Below are 16,524 nucleotides of genomic sequence, written 5' to 3'. Positions count from 1 at the left end.
AAAAAATGGAACTCCGCAAGAGCTACTTCGCCGACCAGCGCAAGGACGATCTGCACGAGATCGGCCAGCCACGGCCGCGCTCCGATTCGCCCGGTCACGTCACCGGCAAGACCGCCTATTTCGCCGACCGTAATTTTCCAGCCATGCTGCATCTGAAGATGGTTCGCAGCCCGCATCATCACGCCCGCATCCGCAGCATCGATATTTCAGAGGCTGAGATGCACCCGGGCGTGGTGAAAATCCTGACCGCCAAGGACGTGCCGCACAATGTCTACACCATCCTGATCCTGATCCAGATCGGCCCGGAGGACGAGACGGTGCTGGCCGACGGCAAGGTGCGCTGGAAGGGCGAGGCGGTGGTGGCGGTGCTGGCCGAGACCGAGCGTGCCGCCCACGAAGCGGCGGCCAAGGTCAAGGTCGACTACGAGGTGCTGCCGGCCGTCTTCGACATGGAAGAAGCGCTGAAGCCCGGCGCGCCTGTTGTCAACGAATATCACGGCCGGAATTATTACCTCTATGACAGCGGCGAATGCCGCAAGGTGCGCTTCGGCGATGTCGAGGCCGGTTTCGCCGGCGCCGATCACGTGCTCGAGCAGACCTATCAATCGTCGCCGATCGAGCACGCGCCGACCGAGACGACCGGCTGCATCGTCGCGCCGGAGGGCAACGACCGCTTCACCTGCTACACCAACACGCAGGCGATGTTCTTCACCCTCGACAACGCCTCGATCATCCTGCAGATGCCCGGCAATAGACTGCATTTCGTCGGCGGCACCGTCGGCGGCGGCTTTGGCGGCAAGGTCGACGTCATCGTCGAGCCGATCGCTATCCTCGGCGCCAAGCTGACCGGGCGGCCGGTCTCCTTCATCTACAGCCGCGAGGAGGAGATGCAGATTTCCTCGCCCCGCGCCGCCGAAAAGGTCGTCATCAAGGACGGCGTCATGAAGGATGGCCGCATCGTCGCCAGAAAAGTCACCGGCTACACCGATGCCGGCGCCTATTCGCGCCATTCGCCCTACGGCGCGCAGAAGGGCGCCGGCCACTATCCCGGCCCTTACACCATCCCGAATGTCTGGATCGACACCTACTGCGTCTACACCAACCGCACCCCCTCTTCCGCCATGCGCGGCTTCGGCGTCACCATCGGCGATTTCGCGCTTGAGGTGCAGATGGACAAGCTCGCCCGGCTGATCGGCATGGACCCGCTCGAATTCCGCTTCATCAACGCCTACCGCGACGGCGACATGAAGGCGCACCGCCAGCCGACCGAGGGCGCGGCTCTGATCGAGTGCATGCAGGAAGCCTCGCGCGCCGCCAACTGGCCGGTGGCGGAAAAATTCATGGCGATGTCGTCCTACGCGAAGGGAGCTTGAAATGGCGATCAGGCGCGGACGCGGCGTCGCCGCGATCAACTATCCGACCGGCATGAACCTCGGCGGCGACCCGACCCAGGCGCTGGTCCATTCGACGCCGACCGGCAATTTCATGGTGACGCTGTCGAGCGTCGATCTCGGCCAGGGCATGAAGCAGATCATGGCGCAGATCTGTGCGGAGACGATCGGCGTGCCAACCGACCGTGTCGTTGTCGACACCGCCGACACCGACACCGGCCCGCACTGCATGGGCACCTTCGCCTCGCGCGGCACGCATCGTGCCGGCAACGCCGTCATCCAGGCGGCCAGGGAAGCCCGCCAGGTGATGCTGGAAGTGGCGGCCGAGGAACTGGAAGTGAACGCCTCGGACCTCGAGACCGACGGCCAGGGCAACATCCTGGTCAAGGGCGCCCCGCAAAGATCGATCTCGATCTTCGATGTCGCGCTGTCGGCGCATTTCAAGCGCGGCCGCTCGATTTCCGGCCGCGGCATGTTTTTGATCCCGCGCTCCTATCCGGAGAAAGAAACCGGCGCGATGAAACCGTCGACCTGCTATGCGCATGCCTGCACTGTTGCGGAGGTCGAGGTCGACGACGAGACCGGCGAGGTCACCGTGCTGACGGTCAAGAACGTCTTTGAGATCGGCCGCGCGCTGAACCCGAAAATGGTCGAGCAGCAGCTCGTCGGCGGCTCGTGGATGGGCATCAGCCACGCACTCTACGAGACGACAGAACCCTATTACCCCGACCGCGATCATGGCGGCACCGACTTCAACCAATATCTGATGCCGGGACCAGGCGATCTTGCGCAAACCGAGATCATCGTGCTGGAGAGGCCCTCGGCCGACGGACCCTTTGGCGCCAAGGGGCCGGGCGAAATGTGCGCCAACCCGCAAATCCCGGCGGTCGCCAACGCGGTCTTCGACGCCGTCGGCGTGCGCATCGACACGTTGCCGATCACGCCGGAACGCATCCTGCGGGCGCTGAAGGCGCAAGCCTCGAACTGAGTGCTGGAAATGCCCAAGAGAAGCGCCCGGACTAGAAGCGCCGACACTGTCGCGATCTCGCCGGAGGCGGTGGCATCGCGCCTCGCCGCCTCGCGCTACCTGGCCGATGAAAGCCTGGCCACCGCCATTTTCCTGGCGATCCGGCTGGGCAAGCCGCTGCTGCTCGAAGGCGCGCCGGGCGTCGGCAAGACCGAAGCGGCCAAGGCGATAGCCGAACTGCTCGGACGCGACCTGGTGCGGCTGCAATGTTATGAGGGCATCGACGCCGCGCATGCGCTCTACGAATGGAACTATCAGCGCCAGTTGCTCGCCATTCGTCACGCCGGCGAGCATGAGGTCGACATCTATGACGACCGTTTCCTGATCGCGCGGCCGCTGCTGCAGGTGCTGAAGGCGCCGGAAAAGCGCGTGCTGCTGGTCGACGAGATCGACCGTTCCGATCATGAGTTCGAAGCGCTGCTCCTGGAATTCCTTTCCGATTTCCAGATCAGCATTCCCGAGCGCGGCACCATTCGCGCCAAATCGCAGCCGATCGTCATCCTGACCTCGAACCGCACCCGCGAACTGGCGGAGGCGCTGCGGCGGCGCTGCGTCTACCACTGGATCACCTATCCCGACGCCGAGCGCGAGGCCGCCATCATCATGCTGCGCGCCAGCGACGTCGCCAACGCCACGGCGCGCGCCGTGGCTTCTGCCGTGCGCGACATCCGCGCCCGCCCGCTGGCCAAGCCGCCCGGCATCGCCGAAGCGGTCGAATGGGCGAACGCCGCGACGATCCTCGAAAAGGGCGGCAGCCCGTGGCCGGAAGCGTTCCGCCGCGCCATCGGCGTGCTGATCAAGGACGAGGAGGACCTGTCCTACATCGCGCCCGAGCTTGGCCGGATCGTCGAGGAGGCATTGGCGTGACACGCAACGTCAACGACCCCTTCTCCCCGTTCACGGGGAGAAGGTGCCCCGAAGGGGCGGATGAGGGGCAGCGCCAACCGCGAATGTCGGCGCCGCCCCGCCTGCCGGCGTCCTCTCCCCGTGAACGGAAAGAAAGCTTGCCCCGCGCCGCTGCGCCCTTGCTCGGCTTTGGCCGGCTGCTGCGCCGCTACGGCTTTCCAGTCGCGCCCGAGCAGGTGTCAGGCTTCATGCAGGCGGTGACGCTGCTCGGGCCCCGCTCGATGGCCGACATCCACGAAGCGGCGCTTGCCACGCTGGCGCCGCCGCCCGACCGCCGCGACGAATTCGAGGCGCATTTCCAGAGCCATTTCTACGGCAACACCGCGGCCGTGGTCGAAGGCGAGGCCGACGAGGAAACCCGCATCAAGGATGACGGCGGCGCCTGCGACGAGGAGAACGAGGTGGCGCGCCAGGCGGAAGGCGGCGCGCTATCGTCCGGCGCCGAACAGTTGAGCGCCCGCGACTTCCAGCGCGACGGCGACGGGCTTGCCGCCTTCCGCCGCAAGCTCGCTACAGCCCTGCCCGCCCGCCGCTCCTTCCGCACCGTGCGCACGAACGCGCGCGGCAAGCTCGATCTGCGCCGCTCGCTGCGCGAAATCGTCAGTGCCGACGGCGATATTCCGTCGCCGCTGCTGCGCCGCCGGCAGACCGTGCCGCGCAAGCTTTTGTTGCTGATCGACGTGTCCGGCTCGATGAAGCTCTACACATCGGACTATCTCAAGCTGGCGCATGCAGCGGTGCAAGGCGCGGACAGGGCCGAAATTTTCACCTTCGGCACGCGGCTGACCCGCATCACCACGGCGTTGCGCATTCGCGACCGCGACCAGGCGCTCGCCCGCGTGGCAGCACTGGTCGACGACTGGGATGGCGGCACCCGCATGGGACCGACGCTGCTCGCCTTCCTGTCGGTGCCGCGATTCTCCGCCTTCGCGCGCGGGGCGGCGGTGGTCATCCTGTCGGATGCGCTGGAGCGCGGCGACCATGCCGAGCTTGAAATGGCGATGCGCCGGCTGAGCGCCCGCGCCTTCCGGCTGTCGCTGGCGACGCCGCTGGCCGGCGATCCGCGTTTCCAGCCGGCGACGGCAGCGCTTCGCGCCATCCTGCCGGTGCTCGACGATCTGGTCGACGGCTCGTCGATCGCCGTCGTCAGCGATTTCATCCTGTCGCTCGCCCGCCCCGCTCCGGCGGCGGCAGCAATCTGGAAAAGGGTTTCATGATGAAAAAGGCGATCGACGCGCATTTCCACATCTGGCGCCAGGAGGATCAGCCCTGGCTGCGCGGGCCGATGGTGCCGCGCATCTTCGGTCCCTACGAGCCGATCCGCCGCGACTACCCGATCGAGGAATTCCTCGCCGACCAGCAAGGCTCTGATATCGAGAAGGCGGTCTATGTCCAGACCAACTGGGCCAAGGAGGATTTCGAGACCGAGGTCGCCTTCCTGCAGGAGACGGCTAACGAAACCGGCTGGCCGCACGCCATCGTCGGCTATGCCGACATGACGGTGGATGACGTGCGCCATCAGGTCGACCGTCTGATCAAATACCCGCTGCTGCGCGGCGTGCGCATGCAGCTGCACTGGCACGAAACGCCGGCCTTCCGCTTCGCCGCCTCCGCCGATCAGGTCGTCGACCCGAAGGTGCGGGCCAATGTGGCGCGGCTGAAGGACTATGGTCTGTCCTTCGACCTGCAGCTTTTCCCGGCCCAGATGAAGGACGGGCTGACGCTTGTCGGGGAAAATCCCGAAACCAATTTCATCCTCACCCATGCCGGCATGCTGACCAACATGTCGGAGGAAACCACGCAAGCCTGGAAGGCCGGCCTGCGCACGCTTTCAGCAGCGCCAAACCTCTACGCCAAGCTGTCCGGCCTCGGCACCTTCGTCCACCGCAACGACCCGGCGCTGATCGCCTATATCGTCGACAACGCGATCGACATTCTGGGCAGCGATCATCTGATGTTCGGCTCGAATTTCCCGATCGAGAAACTGTGGACCAGCCACACCGAACTGATCAAGGCGCACCGCACTGCAGTGGCGAAGCATGGCGCGGCGGCGCAAGCGGATATCTTCTGGAACACGGCGGAGAAGGTGTATCGGCCGGTGTGAAAGCTCTGCCGAACATCCCAATCAGGCTGCCTCTATTGCGGCGTGCCGGGCGCTTTAGGCCCGTTCTTTTGAAAGTTTGACAGAGCGTCACGAAATTCCTGTTCGTTCTTTTTGCGAAAGCCCTCGACACCGTAGCGTGCGATCCCTTCGTCAAGCGATTTCGCGACACTGCGGCTAAAGGTCGGGAGTTGTGCTGGCTGCTTGGGTTCGATCCACAGCCGGAAGCCCACTACAGTCAGCACCGCGAGTGCCATCGCCAGAAGAACGTTTCTATTGAATATCGCTGACATTATCGACTCCTAGCATCTCCCCCGTAGCAGCCTAGGGTCAATTTCCTAAAACTCGGCGATGACCGCGCTTACAATTTTAGCCAGAATAAGTGGTTCTTAAACCGCACATGCCGCCAACCCTCATTTCACCTCGAACTGTGGATCGACCGGAATCTGCATCGCCGTGACCATCTGGTTGGTCTGCCCGGCCAGTCCGATGATCGACACCAGCTCGCCATGCTGCGCGTCGGTCATGCCCTTGGCGCGCGCGGCGGCCGTGTGCGAATGGACGCAGTAGGAACAGCCATTGGCGGTCGAGACGGCGATGTAGATCATCTCCTTGGTCAGCGGGTCGATGGCGCTGTCGGCAACCATCACCACCTTCAGCTGTTCCCAGATCCGCTTCAGCGCCGCCGGATCATTGGCCAGACCGCGCCAGAAATTGTTGACGAAATCGGACTTGCGCGTCGCACGAATGTCGTCGAACACGGCCTTCACGGCGGGGATAGCCTCGACCTCGGCGTCTGTCAGAAGTCTCGTGGTGGCCATGGCGGGTTCCTTTAGTTTTGATTCTCTGTGCGAGGAAACGTCGCTAATACACGGCTGCGTACATGATTTTTCCGCTGTCGCCTCCGCCGACACAGGACAGATAGGCGAAATTTATGCAACTGCCGCAGCTGTCAGTTCCGCGGGGAATGGCCCGAAACCTCGGCGCCCGCGGTTGCCGGCAGCGCCAGGAAGCGGAACGAGGCCACCAGCCCGATGGCGCCGATCGCCAGAAAGGCAAGACGGAAATCGACAAGGTCGAGCGCCGGCCCTCCCCTGGCGATCTGCGACAGGTTGAGCAGCGCCGCCGCCACCGCCACGCCGAACAGCATCGCCACCTGCTGCAGCATGCTGGACAAGGTCGCGGCCGAACTGCGCTGCGCGGCGGCCACGTCGGCGAAGGCCAGCGTGTTGAGCGCGGTGAACTGCATCGAACGCGACAGCCCGGCAATCAGCATCAAGGCCACCACCAGCGCCTGTGGCGTCTGCGGCGAGATCGCCGCGCAGGCCATGATCGACAGCGATGCGATCACGCCGTTGACGATTAGCACCGAACGGAAACCGAAGCGCCTCAGCGTCGGCGTCGTCACCGTCTTCATGCCGAGATTGCCGAGGAAATAAGCCAGGATCAGCATGCCGGCATCGACTGGTCTCAGGCCGAATCCGACCTGGAACAGCAGCGGCAGCAGGAACGGCGTGGCGTTGATGGCGACCCGGAAAATGGTGCCGGCCGACAGCGTCGATATGGCGAAGGTCTGCACCTTGAATGCCGTGAGGTCGAGCAGCGGATTTTTGGCGCGCGCCAGGTGCCGCACGGCCAGCCAGCCGATCAGGACGCCGGCGCCAAGCAGCGCCACGGTCGGCAAGGCGCCGTCTTCCGGATGGGCGATGCGCTCGAGGCCGTAGAGCATTGAGGCGAGCCCGGCCGAGGTCACAAGGAAGCCCGGCCAGTCGAGCGGCCTGGTTTCGGAAGCGCGGTCGCCGGGAATGAAGCGGGCGACCAGTGCCAGGCCGGCCGCGCCGAGCGGAATGTTGATGAAGAAATTCCAGTGCCAGGACAGATAGGTGGTGATGAAGCCGCCAAGCACCGGCCCGATCACCGGCGCAAACAGCGCCGGCCATGTGATCAGCGCGGTGGCATTGAGAAGCTCGGACTTCGAGGCGTTGCGCAGCACCAGGATGCGGCCGACCGGTGTCATCAGCGCACTGCCGAGGCCCTGCACGGCACGCGCGGCGACGAACTGGGTCAGGTTCTGCGAGATGCCGCAGGCGATCGAGGCCAGCGTGAACAGGGCGATCGCCACGAGGAAGATGTTGCGCGCGCCGAAGCGGTCGGCGAGCCAGCCGGACAGCGGCACGAACACCGCCATGGTCAGAATGTAGACGGTGATGCCGATGCTCATCGCCACTGCCGGCACGCCGAAGGATTCTCCCATCTGCGGCAGCGATGTCGAGATGATCGTCGAATCCAGAAGCTGCATGAAGAAGGCGACGGCGACGATCAGCGCCACGCGCCGCGCCTGCAGCGCCGCCGTCGCGGTTTCGGCCAAGGCTTTGTTTTCGGGAATGGCGGTCATGCGCAGAACTGTACGAAAGTTTTTCCCGCGCCACTGGGAACCAGGCGATTGTCCGGCAAATCGATGACGCACCGGTTTGAACAGCATTTGGGCGGCGACGTCCAGACACGGCCCAACAAACTTTCGTGTCGTATCGCGACCTGTCATGCGATGACTGACGCTCGCCATCGAACCAACTTTTGACACCTCGCGATGTCCCCAGTCCAAACACCCTTGTGGGAGAAGGTCACAGCAGGTCCTGGCCGGCGCGTCTCATCCGGCGTCGATCTTCTCCATGAACTGACCGAGCTGGTCCGGGTCCATATGCACCACATGCTTGTCTTCGGGATAGGCCAGGCTGTTGACGTCGGCGACATATTCGGAAAAAGCGGCGATGCGTTCCGCCTGCAGGCGGTCATATTCGGCGGCGAAATTGCGATAGACCTTGGAATGGCGCGGCATGTGGCCACGGTTCTGGCCAAGGATGTCGTCGGCGAACAGATATTGCGCGTCGCAGCCGGTGCCGGCTCCCATCGACAGCATGATCAGCGAGGTGCGTTCCGAAATCGCCTTGGCCACCTCGACCGGCACGACTTCGATCTCGGCGCCGATCGCGCCGGCCGCTTCGTATTGCTTGACTGCCTCGAAAATCTGCATGGCGCTGTCGGCGGTCTTGCCGACAGCCTTGAAGCCGCCGGTCCAGGTGGCGCGCGACGGGATCAGGCCGACATGGCCGATCACCGGGATATTGTCATCGGCCAGCCGTTTGACAGTGGCAAAGCCGGCGCTGCAATAAACCGCGTCGGCGCTCGCCTTGTAGAGCCGGAACGCCCAGCGGACGAAATCGCCGGCTGTGCCGATCTCGTAGAAATTGTCGCCCGGCATGGTGAACAGGCTGGGTGCGGCATCGCGGTATTGCGGATCGAGCACCAGTTCCGGCGGCACCGAGACAATGTCGACCCCGGCTCGTTCAGCGGCTTCGGCCTCGTCCATCGTCAGCACCCGCAGCATGGTCAATTGCCGCTTGCCCTTCATGGCGCGCAGGTCTGCCACGGTCGGTCTTTTCCGGCTCATCGATCTGGTCCCCTTTGTTGCGTGAACTCAAAGCCGGTCAGGCGATCTGGATCATCACCTTGCCAGCTTCGACCTTCACCGGATAGGTCTGCAGATTGACGCAGACCGGCGCGCCCTTGGCCTGGCCGGTCTTGTAATTGAAGCGGCCATTGTGCTTGGGGCATTCGATGATGTCGTCCATGACAAGCCCATCGGCAAGATGCGCCTTTTCATGTGTGCAAAAGCCGTCGGTGGCGAAGAATTCGTCATCCGGCGATCGGTAGATCGCGAAGCTGCGGCCGCCATGATCGAAGCGGATGACATCCTCTTCGTCGACATCGTCCACAGCGCACGCCTCGACCCAATCGGCCATCTCTATTTCTCCCGAAATTTCGCCTTGCTGTGCGGCGCAGCGCTATTCCGCTGCTGCCGACATGTTCACGTCGTGGAACTCGCCACGATAGGGCCGCGCCGTCGGCGGCAGCTCGCGCTTGAGGAAATAGTCCTCGTATTTGAGCTGCCTGAGCAGGACCGGCCAAACCTCGCGATAGGCTTGCCACATCGACGGGTTCGGCTCCGGCAGATCGTGCTTGATCAATTCGTGCAGCCTGGGCAGCGCGTGATAGGGCACCATCGGGAACATGTGATGCTCGACGTGGTAGTTCATGTTCCAGTAGATGAACCGGCTGATCGGATTCATGTATACGGTGCGGCTGTTGAGCCGGTGGTCGATGACATTGTCGGCCAGGCCGATATGCTGCAGCAGGCCGGTCAGCACCATGTGCCAGGTGCCATAGAGGCGCGGCAGGCCGACGAGCACCAGCGGCACCCACGATCGCATAGTGAGGGCGAGCACTATCGTGGCGATGTAGATGGCGATATGCCAGCGCGCGGCGATGACGGCCTTGTGCTGTTCCATCTCGGGCACGTAGCTTTTCTCGTCCGGCGTCAGCTTGCCGAACGCCTGGCGCACCAGTGCCGGAAGCGAATAGCGAAAGTCGAGGATACCGGTGAAGGCGAGTGCGGTGCGCAGCAGGTCCGGCGGGCGCATCACGGCAATCTCGGCATCGCGCCCGACGATGATGGTGTCGGTGTGGTGGCGGGCATGACTCCAGCGCCAGGTCACCGGATTGCGCATCAGCATGAAGCTGGCGATCTGGTAGACCACATCGTTCATCCAGCGCGTGCGGAAAGCCGTGCCATGGCCGCATTCGTGCCAGCGCGAGTCGCTGGAGGAGCCGTAGAGCACGCCGTAGACGAAGAAGAAAGGCACGCACCACCAGGTGCCCCAGAAGTAAATGCCGCCGGCAGCGGAAGCCAGGATGGCGGCGATCCAGATGGCCGTGTCGCGGATCGCCGGACCGTCGGAACGTTGCATCAACTCCTTGATCGTCTTGCGCGGGATGTCGGTGTGATACCATTCGGCCGAGGCTAGCCCGGTCTCGATCGCAATCCGCGTGCTTTCGCCGACCAGGCTGTAATCGCGCTTCACCTTGCCAGCCATTGTGACCTCCAATTTCCGAACGGCCGCGAGCCCTCTCCACTCCGGCCAAGGCCAGCCTTCCAACTGGTGTTTCGCATCGCCTTCGCCAGTGTCACGACCTGCCTCCGAGAACAGGAAAATGACCCGACGGCCGCGGATAATCCTCCCGCGGCTGCCTGGCGATCGCTGCGATCCGGCTCTCGGCGGTCGCGATATCGCCGGCGCCGTCGAGAACCCGGAACACTGCATTGTAGGAGCGGCTTTCGCCATGCTCCAGCCAGATCATCTCGCCGCGTTCGCGCGCGGCCAGATTGCCGAGCACGTGATGCGTCGACGGCTCGATGCCCAGCGCATAATGCCCGGCTTGGAAATTCTGCCACTCATAGGCGCAGGGCAACTGATCCTTGCGCGTGACGACTTCGAGACCGAGGCCGAGACGGTCGTTGACCACCGCCACCGGCACGTCGCCGTTGGCGTCGGCGCCGAGTTCGTGCTGCCAGACCTGTTCCGTGAAGGCCAGTTGCGGTGCCGGCGCCATGCGGTAGCCGACCTTCTGCGCCTCATAGCGCTCGCCGGCATGGCCCGCCCAGACGACGTCGCGGATCGGCGCCAGGTAGCGCGAGCCTTCGTCGAGCACCGGATGGCTGACATTGACGTGATAAAAGTACATATGCGGCGTGCGGCTAAAACCGTGATTGACGACGCGGTCCGAAAGCCGGATCTCGTTGCCGCCGACATCGGCCTCGATCCGCCGCAGCAGATGCAGATCCTCACCGAACACCGTCGACTGCTGGACGATGCCTTCGGCCCACAGCACGCAGCGGTCGCCGTCCCAAGTCTCGCCATAGCCGGTCAATCGCGCCGGGATGGTGCTGACGCGGCCATGCAGCGAATGGCGCACCGTCTTCTTCGGCGGATAATTGTAGCTGTCGGCGGGTACCTCGTTCATGAACAATATATGGTCGAGGCCGCAGGTCAGCAGCAGGCCGGAAAACGACCGCGCCCAGGCCAGCCCCTCCTCGCCTTCATATTCGTGCAGGCCGGGATGGCGAAAGCCGCTCGGCGAATGCCAGCCGATCGCCTGGCCCCTAAAATCGCAATCGGCGATGTCGAGCGCCCGATCGACCAGCGCGGTGAAGCGCAGGCCGGAGCCGGTGCGGAATTCGAGCATGCGGATGCCGCGCTCCACGCCATCGCCAAGCGTCATCAGTCGCACGCCGGCGAACTGCGACAGCATGCCGGACCGCTCCGAGACCTGTCGGCGCGAAAGCGTCTTGCCGTAAAGCTCTACCATGTGACGGCCAGTTCATTCACTTCGCTCTCGTCTCCTTGAGCAGGGCCGACATGTCGGCGCCGGTGATGATGCTCTCCACGGTCAGCAGGTCGGTATCGGCGACCGTCTGCTCGGCGACGATCTCGCCGCGGCGCATGACGATGATGCGGTCGGCGACCTGGAAGACATGGTGGATGTTGTGGGTGATCAAAAGCACCGAATGGCCGGCCGCGCGCACCTCCTTGACGAAACGCAGCACGCCATGCGTTTCCTCGACGCCGAGATTGTTGGTCGGCTCGTCGAGGATGATGACCTTGGCGGCGAACTGCATGGCCCGCGAAATGGCGATCGACTGGCGCTCACCGCCCGACAGCGTGCTGACCAGCGCATCGGCGTCGAGCTTTTTCGAGATGCCGACGCGCTTCAAAAGTGCCGCGGCGGCATCGCGCAATTTGGCGAGATCGAGCGGCGCGAACACGCCCAGCCATTTCAGATTGACCGGCTCGCGACCGAGGAAAAGGTTGCGCGCGATGCTCAGGTCCGGCGCCAGCGAGGTATCCTGGTGGATGGTTTCGATGCCGAGATCCATGGCGTCGCGGGTCGAGCGGATCGAGACCTTCTGGCCGCGCACATAGATGTCGCCGCGGTCGACGGGAAAGACGCCGGAGATCGCCTTGATCAGCGTCGATTTGCCGGCGCCGTTGTCGCCGAGCAAGGCCACCACCTCGCCCTCGTTGAGGGTGAAGGAGGCGCTCTTCAGGGCGCGCACGCTGCCGAAGGATTTTTGCAGATTGTGCAGCCGAAGCACCTCCATGGTCAGCTCCTGGCGGCGTTCTTCTGCAGCAAAGCGTGCAGGATGAGCATGGCAAGGATGATGACGCCAACGAAGATGTTGTAGGCGAGGCCGGGCACGCCGATCAGCACGATGCCGTTGCGGATGCTGCGCAGCATCAGCGCGCCGACGATGGTGCCCAGGATGGTGCCGCGCCCGCCGGTCAGCGCCGTGCCGCCGACCACCACCATGGCGATCACTTCGAGCTCGTATCCGGTGCCGGCCACCGGCGAGGCGGCCGAGATGCGGAAGGCGCTGATCATGCCGGCCAGGCCCGCCAGCACCGAGGTCAGGATGAACAGCCAGATCTTGACCGCATCGGCCGGCACGCCGCGCGCCACCGCAGCGTTGCGGTTCGAACCGATGGCGCTGATCCAGTTGCCGAGCTTGGCGTAGTGCAGCACATAGATCGCCAGCAGCGACAGGCCGATGAACCACCACAGCGAGGTATAGAAACGGAACGTTCCGATATTGAAGCTGCCGGCCAGCAGTGTCACGAAAAAGCCAGGCTGGTCCCAGGATTTCAGCGGAAAGCCTTGCGTGATGTAGAGGGCCGCACCTCGCACCACGAGCAGCATCGACAGCGTCACCAGGAAGGAGGAAATGCCGATCTTGGTGACGATCAGCCCGTTGACCGCACCGATCGCTATGCAGAGCAGCAGGCCGGCAAGCAGCGCGATGCCGATATCGAACCCGCCGTTCTGCACCAGCAGCATGACGACGACCGGCGCGAGGCCGAACACGGCGCCGACCGAAAGGTCGAACTCGCCCGCCGTGAGAAGCAGCGTCATGCCGAGCGCGATGATGCCGAGTTCGGGCAGGAACGCCATCATGTTGGAGATGTTGAGCGGCGACAGGAAGTTCGCATCGGCGATCGCGAACACCGCCAGCAGGACAATCAGGATGACGAGCGAAGAGAATTGCGGCGAGCGGATCAGGCTCGACCTGCGTTTGGAGCGCGGCATTTCCTGTTCTGCGGCGATAGTCATGACTGCCTGGACCATATCACGGGGCGGCGCCCGCCGCCTGCGCAGCGGGCGTCAGTTTCAATCACTTGTCGTAGAGTTTCAGGATCGGCTCGACGCTCGATGCGTCGTAGAGGCTGAAAGTGTGGATATCGTAGCCGATCGGTTCGCCCGCGGCGGCAAGCCCGAGCAGCGCCACCGGCATGAAGCCCTGCGCCGACGGGAACTGCCAGGCGGCCGCGTTGACAAACCCGGCCTTGACGGATTCGGCGGTTTCCCTGGAATTGCCCCAGCCGACGACCGGGATCTTGCCGGCCGGCACGCCGGCGCCGTCGAACACCCGCTTGACGCTGGCCGCCACGGAATCGCCGAGCGCGATGATTGCCGGCGGATTGTTGGCGACCATGTAGTCGGTCATCTTGGCGATGATGCCGGCCGGATCGGTGCCGCAATCGACCACGTCGTACTTGATGCCGAGCGGATCGAAGACGCTGGCGATGCCTTCGGTCTCGAGCTGCTGATAGCTGGCGCCCGGCACTTCTACCGGCAGGAACACCTTGTCGCCCTGCTTCACCATCTTCTGGTCGACCAGATATTTCGCCCAAATGACGCCGGCTTCCCTGAGGTCGGCGCCGACATAGGCCTGCCGGCCGGTCGCCGGATCGTCGGTGTTGAAGAACACGATCGGGATGCCGGCCGCCTTGGCTGCCTTGACCTCCTCGGTCCATAGGCCGGGCTGCGCCGAGGTGGTGGCGATGCCGTCCGGCTTGGCGGCAAGTGCGGAGTTGAAGGCCTCCTTCTGCGCCGCCATGTCGCCGCCACTGAACGAGATCTTGCAGGTCACCTTGAGCTGGTCGCAGGCCTTGGTCGCGCCGGCATTCCAGTCGATCCAGAAGGCGTCAGACGGGCCGCCATGCGACAGCAGGTAGAACGTCTTCTGAGCATCCTGCGCCAGCGCCGGTGCAGCCATTGCAACACCGGCGAACACGGTCGCCGCAGCCGCGACTTTCGATACGAATCTCAACATTCTCTTCCTCCCTTTTTCGTGGCCGTCACAGTCCGTTGGCGCGGAATTTCTCGTCGAGGAATTTCTTGGCGCGCGGCACGTCGTCTTCCGAAAGGTGCTCGATGATGACCGGGATGTTCGGGTGCTTTTCGGACAGCCGCTTGAGATAGAGGTCGTAGTTCAGCGAACCGAGGCCGGGCGCCGGCAGCTCGATTTCGCCAACGCCGCGAAAGGTGTGGCTTTCCAGCGCGTCCTCGTCGCCAATATCGGCGTGCTTCTCCGACTTGTCGCCGCCCGAGCGCTTGACGTCCTTGGCGTGGGCTATTTTGATCTTGTCGGTCAGCGTGTCGAATACCTGGTTCAGGATCTGGTCCATCCTGTCGATGTTATGGGTCTCGAAATAGTTGGTCGGATCCATCAGCAGGCCGAGGCCGGGATGGTCGACCTGCGCGAACATCTTCACCGTCTCCTCGACCGAGCCGACGACATTGTTGACATAGGTTTCGAGCAGGAAGACCGCGCCGTGGTCGTAGGCGGTCTGTGCAAGGTCGGCGATGACCTTGCGGCATTCCTCAAAACCTTCCTCGGTCTTGTTCTTGGGATGGTGCACCCAGTCGGACTCGGTGTTGTAGGTGCCGGTTTCCGAGATCACGTAAGGCGTGCCGAATTCGCGCGCATTGCGGATGATCTCCTTGAGATAGCCGACACGCCTCTCGCGCTCGCCCATGTCCGGATGGATGATGTTGGTATAGCCCGACACGCAGCACACCGGCAGGTTGTGGTCGCGGAAGGTGTCGCGAACCGTCCTGGCCTTTTCCTTGGTGATCTGCCCGGCCGACAGGTCGATATCCCTGAAATGCAGGTCGAGTTGCACGGTATTGAAATCGAGCGCGCGGATCTTCTGCGCGGTTTCCTTGAGGCCGTACGGGAAATAGCCCGTGAAGATACCTGCCTGCATCATGATGTGAAATCCTCCCTGTAAGCGATTCAGTTGATTGGGTTTATCGAGATTTCGGACAGCTTGACCGTGCGACCCTCGTCGATCGAGCGGTAGCCGGCTTCGATCAGCGCCATGGTCTTGACGTTGTCGGCGACGGAAAGTGCCGGCGACTCACCCGTCTTGACCGCATGCTGGAGTTGCTCCATCACGCCGATGAAGGCATGCGGGAACCACATCGTGCTCCAGCTGGGGGTGACCCATTCGCCGCCGGTGGTCTCGGTCGAGGCATAGGTCAGCGTCGAGGCAGAACCGGTCGGCCAGCCTATCGTGCCCTTGGCGACGCCCTTGGTGCCGTCGACGCGCCAGTTGATGTGCTGGTCGTCCTTGTAGCCATCCTGGCGCGGGCCGGACCAGACATCCTCCAGCGACACGGCGAGCACGCCGGACGGAAACCGCAGCGTCGAAACGGTGATGCCGTCCGAATGGTCGAAGCGCGTGCGCGGATCCTTACGCGTCAGCGTGGTGATCTCGTCGGGATCGCCGAACAGGAAGCGCAGCACGTCGAGATGGTGGACGCTCATGTTGGCGAGCGTCAGCCGGTCATAGTCTTCGAGGAATGTCTGCCAGTGCGGGATCGCATGCATGTCGATCTGGGCGAAGACGATGTCGCCGAGCGCCCCGCTGTCGATGATCTGCTTCAGCACCCGCATCGACTGGTCGTAGCGCATGTTCTGGTTGACCGAGAGGATCTTGCCGGCCCTGGCCGCGTCGTCGCGCAACTCGATCGCATCCTTGAGAGACAGCGCCAGCGGCTTCTGCGCCAGGATCGCCTTGATGTGCTTCTGCTTCAGCGCATGGCGGATCAGTGCCGGCTGCTGGTCCGGCGGAAACGCAAGGTCGATGATCTCGACATTTTTGTCCTCGATCAATTGTTCCGGCGTGTCGTGGACGGTCGGGATCTCCCAGCGCTTGGCGACATTCTCGGCGCTGGCCTTGGTCCGCGAGGCGATCGCCACCACGGGAAAGCCAGCTTCCTTGTAGGCGGCAAGGTGACATTCGGCCATGATCATGCCGGCGCCGACGCAGCCGATCCTGTATTCCCTGGTGCGGACTTTAACGTCCGGCTCGAAGCCGTTGCCCGCTATCACTCCGCTTGTCATCTGATCCTCCCGA

Annotated in this window: 17 protein-coding genes; 5 read left to right on the top strand and 12 right to left on the bottom strand. The window is 63.7% G+C overall.

Features of this window, described 5'->3' with window-relative positions:
• Window positions 1-5: 5 nt before the first annotated feature.
• The 5 genes from BQ8794_RS37140 to BQ8794_RS30535 all read left to right on the top strand — a co-directional run bounded on the left by BQ8794_RS37140 (window position 6) and on the right by BQ8794_RS30535 (window position 5,428).
• Window positions 6-1,373 (top strand): xanthine dehydrogenase family protein molybdopterin-binding subunit, encoded by a 1,368-nt coding sequence (locus tag BQ8794_RS37140; RefSeq protein WP_077382922.1) that lies wholly within the window; start codon window positions 6-8, stop codon window positions 1,371-1,373.
• Between the two features lies 1 nt (window position 1,374).
• Window positions 1,375-2,379, top strand: a complete 1,005-nt coding sequence (locus BQ8794_RS37135) for a xanthine dehydrogenase family protein molybdopterin-binding subunit (RefSeq protein WP_077382919.1) — start codon at window positions 1,375-1,377, stop codon at window positions 2,377-2,379.
• Window positions 2,380-2,388: 9 nt separating this feature from the next.
• Window positions 2,389-3,285, top strand: coding sequence for an AAA family ATPase (locus tag BQ8794_RS30545; RefSeq protein WP_077383508.1), 897 nt, complete (start codon window positions 2,389-2,391; stop codon window positions 3,283-3,285).
• A gap of 83 nt (window positions 3,286-3,368) precedes the next feature.
• On the top strand, window positions 3,369-4,541 hold the full coding sequence (locus BQ8794_RS30540; protein ID WP_077382916.1) for a vWA domain-containing protein: 1,173 nt from the start codon (window positions 3,369-3,371) through the stop codon (window positions 4,539-4,541).
• Window positions 4,541-5,428 carry an amidohydrolase family protein gene (locus BQ8794_RS30535; protein ID WP_167378919.1) on the top strand — a complete coding sequence of 296 codons (888 nt, stop codon included), beginning with the start codon at window positions 4,541-4,543 and terminating at the stop codon, window positions 5,426-5,428. Before BQ8794_RS30540 ends, BQ8794_RS30535 begins: the two co-directional genes overlap by 1 nt.
• A 32-nt stretch (window positions 5,429-5,460) precedes the next feature.
• Here BQ8794_RS30535 and BQ8794_RS30530 read toward each other — a convergent pair whose 3' ends face one another.
• The 12 genes from BQ8794_RS30530 to BQ8794_RS30475 all read right to left on the bottom strand — a co-directional run bounded on the left by BQ8794_RS30530 (window position 5,461) and on the right by BQ8794_RS30475 (window position 16,511).
• On the bottom strand, window positions 5,461-5,718 hold the full coding sequence (locus BQ8794_RS30530; protein WP_143744769.1) for a hypothetical protein: 258 nt from the start codon (window positions 5,716-5,718) through the stop codon (window positions 5,461-5,463).
• Window positions 5,719-5,838: 120 nt separating this feature from the next.
• Window positions 5,839-6,246 carry a carboxymuconolactone decarboxylase family protein gene (locus BQ8794_RS30525; protein ID WP_077382908.1) on the bottom strand — a complete coding sequence of 136 codons (408 nt, stop codon included), beginning with the start codon at window positions 6,244-6,246 and terminating at the stop codon, window positions 5,839-5,841.
• Window positions 6,247-6,377: 131 nt separating this feature from the next.
• On the bottom strand, window positions 6,378-7,820 hold the full coding sequence (locus tag BQ8794_RS30520) for a DHA2 family efflux MFS transporter permease subunit (protein ID WP_077382905.1): 1,443 nt from the start codon (window positions 7,818-7,820) through the stop codon (window positions 6,378-6,380).
• A gap of 252 nt (window positions 7,821-8,072) precedes the next feature.
• Window positions 8,073-8,873 carry a 3-methyl-2-oxobutanoate hydroxymethyltransferase gene (locus tag BQ8794_RS30515; protein WP_077382902.1) on the bottom strand — a complete coding sequence of 267 codons (801 nt, stop codon included), beginning with the start codon at window positions 8,871-8,873 and terminating at the stop codon, window positions 8,073-8,075.
• Window positions 8,874-8,910: 37 nt separating this feature from the next.
• Complete coding sequence (locus BQ8794_RS30510; RefSeq protein WP_023798633.1) at window positions 8,911-9,225, bottom strand: MocE family 2Fe-2S type ferredoxin; 315 nt, start codon at window positions 9,223-9,225, stop codon at window positions 8,911-8,913.
• Between the two features lie 42 nt (window positions 9,226-9,267).
• On the bottom strand, window positions 9,268-10,356 hold the full coding sequence (locus BQ8794_RS30505) for a fatty acid desaturase family protein (protein WP_077382899.1): 1,089 nt from the start codon (window positions 10,354-10,356) through the stop codon (window positions 9,268-9,270).
• A 91-nt stretch (window positions 10,357-10,447) separates the two neighbouring features.
• A complete protein-coding gene (locus tag BQ8794_RS30500; RefSeq protein WP_077382896.1) occupies window positions 10,448-11,629 on the bottom strand; it encodes an aldose 1-epimerase family protein in 1,182 nt (393 codons plus the stop codon).
• 16 nt (window positions 11,630-11,645) lie between these two features.
• A complete protein-coding gene (locus tag BQ8794_RS30495; RefSeq protein ID WP_167378918.1) occupies window positions 11,646-12,428 on the bottom strand; it encodes an ATP-binding cassette domain-containing protein in 783 nt (260 codons plus the stop codon).
• Window positions 12,425-13,429, bottom strand: coding sequence for an ABC transporter permease (locus tag BQ8794_RS30490; RefSeq protein ID WP_244555171.1), 1,005 nt, complete (start codon window positions 13,427-13,429; stop codon window positions 12,425-12,427). Before BQ8794_RS30490 ends, BQ8794_RS30495 begins: the two co-directional genes overlap by 4 nt.
• A 61-nt stretch (window positions 13,430-13,490) precedes the next feature.
• Complete coding sequence (locus BQ8794_RS30485) at window positions 13,491-14,432, bottom strand: sugar ABC transporter substrate-binding protein (RefSeq protein WP_077382887.1); 942 nt, start codon at window positions 14,430-14,432, stop codon at window positions 13,491-13,493.
• A 25-nt stretch (window positions 14,433-14,457) separates the two neighbouring features.
• Window positions 14,458-15,372, bottom strand: a complete 915-nt coding sequence (locus BQ8794_RS30480; RefSeq protein ID WP_077382885.1) for a sugar phosphate isomerase/epimerase family protein — start codon at window positions 15,370-15,372, stop codon at window positions 14,458-14,460.
• Window positions 15,373-15,398: 26 nt separating this feature from the next.
• Window positions 15,399-16,511, bottom strand: coding sequence for a Gfo/Idh/MocA family protein (locus BQ8794_RS30475; RefSeq protein WP_244555170.1), 1,113 nt, complete (start codon window positions 16,509-16,511; stop codon window positions 15,399-15,401).
• Between the last annotated feature and the right edge of the window lie 13 nt (window positions 16,512-16,524).

Origin of the sequence: Mesorhizobium prunaredense, assembly GCF_900156895.1 — a bacterium.
Taxonomy (GTDB): domain Bacteria; phylum Pseudomonadota; class Alphaproteobacteria; order Rhizobiales; family Rhizobiaceae; genus Mesorhizobium; species Mesorhizobium prunaredense.
Note: the sequence above shows the minus strand (reverse complement) of the source record. Positions and strands in the feature narration are given on the sequence as shown.

What these genes read in the sequence shown, in the direction of transcription:
- BQ8794_RS37140 (WP_077382922.1), top strand. Translation starts at nt 6, where the DNA reads ATGGAACTCCGCAAGAGCTACTTCGCCGACCAGCGCAAGGACGATCTG.
- BQ8794_RS37135 (WP_077382919.1), top strand. Translation starts at nt 1,375, where the DNA reads ATGGCGATCAGGCGCGGACGCGGCGTCGCCGCGATCAACTATCCGACC.
- BQ8794_RS30545 (WP_077383508.1), top strand. Translation starts at nt 2,389, where the DNA reads ATGCCCAAGAGAAGCGCCCGGACTAGAAGCGCCGACACTGTCGCGATC.
- BQ8794_RS30540 (WP_077382916.1), top strand. Translation starts at nt 3,369, where the DNA reads ATGTCGGCGCCGCCCCGCCTGCCGGCGTCCTCTCCCCGTGAACGGAAA.
- BQ8794_RS30535 (WP_167378919.1), top strand. Translation starts at nt 4,541, where the DNA reads ATGAAAAAGGCGATCGACGCGCATTTCCACATCTGGCGCCAGGAGGAT.
- BQ8794_RS30530 (WP_143744769.1), bottom strand. Translation starts at nt 5,718, where the DNA reads ATGTCAGCGATATTCAATAGAAACGTTCTTCTGGCGATGGCACTCGCG.
- BQ8794_RS30525 (WP_077382908.1), bottom strand. Translation starts at nt 6,246, where the DNA reads ATGGCCACCACGAGACTTCTGACAGACGCCGAGGTCGAGGCTATCCCC.
- BQ8794_RS30520 (WP_077382905.1), bottom strand. Translation starts at nt 7,820, where the DNA reads ATGACCGCCATTCCCGAAAACAAAGCCTTGGCCGAAACCGCGACGGCG.
- BQ8794_RS30515 (WP_077382902.1), bottom strand. Translation starts at nt 8,873, where the DNA reads ATGAGCCGGAAAAGACCGACCGTGGCAGACCTGCGCGCCATGAAGGGC.
- BQ8794_RS30510 (WP_023798633.1), bottom strand. Translation starts at nt 9,225, where the DNA reads ATGGCCGATTGGGTCGAGGCGTGCGCTGTGGACGATGTCGACGAAGAG.
- BQ8794_RS30505 (WP_077382899.1), bottom strand. Translation starts at nt 10,356, where the DNA reads ATGGCTGGCAAGGTGAAGCGCGATTACAGCCTGGTCGGCGAAAGCACG.
- BQ8794_RS30500 (WP_077382896.1), bottom strand. Translation starts at nt 11,629, where the DNA reads ATGGTAGAGCTTTACGGCAAGACGCTTTCGCGCCGACAGGTCTCGGAG.
- BQ8794_RS30490 (WP_244555171.1), bottom strand. Translation starts at nt 13,429, where the DNA reads ATGACTATCGCCGCAGAACAGGAAATGCCGCGCTCCAAACGCAGGTCG.
- BQ8794_RS30485 (WP_077382887.1), bottom strand. Translation starts at nt 14,432, where the DNA reads ATGTTGAGATTCGTATCGAAAGTCGCGGCTGCGGCGACCGTGTTCGCC.
- BQ8794_RS30480 (WP_077382885.1), bottom strand. Translation starts at nt 15,372, where the DNA reads ATGATGCAGGCAGGTATCTTCACGGGCTATTTCCCGTACGGCCTCAAG.
- BQ8794_RS30475 (WP_244555170.1), bottom strand. Translation starts at nt 16,511, where the DNA reads ATGACAAGCGGAGTGATAGCGGGCAACGGCTTCGAGCCGGACGTTAAA.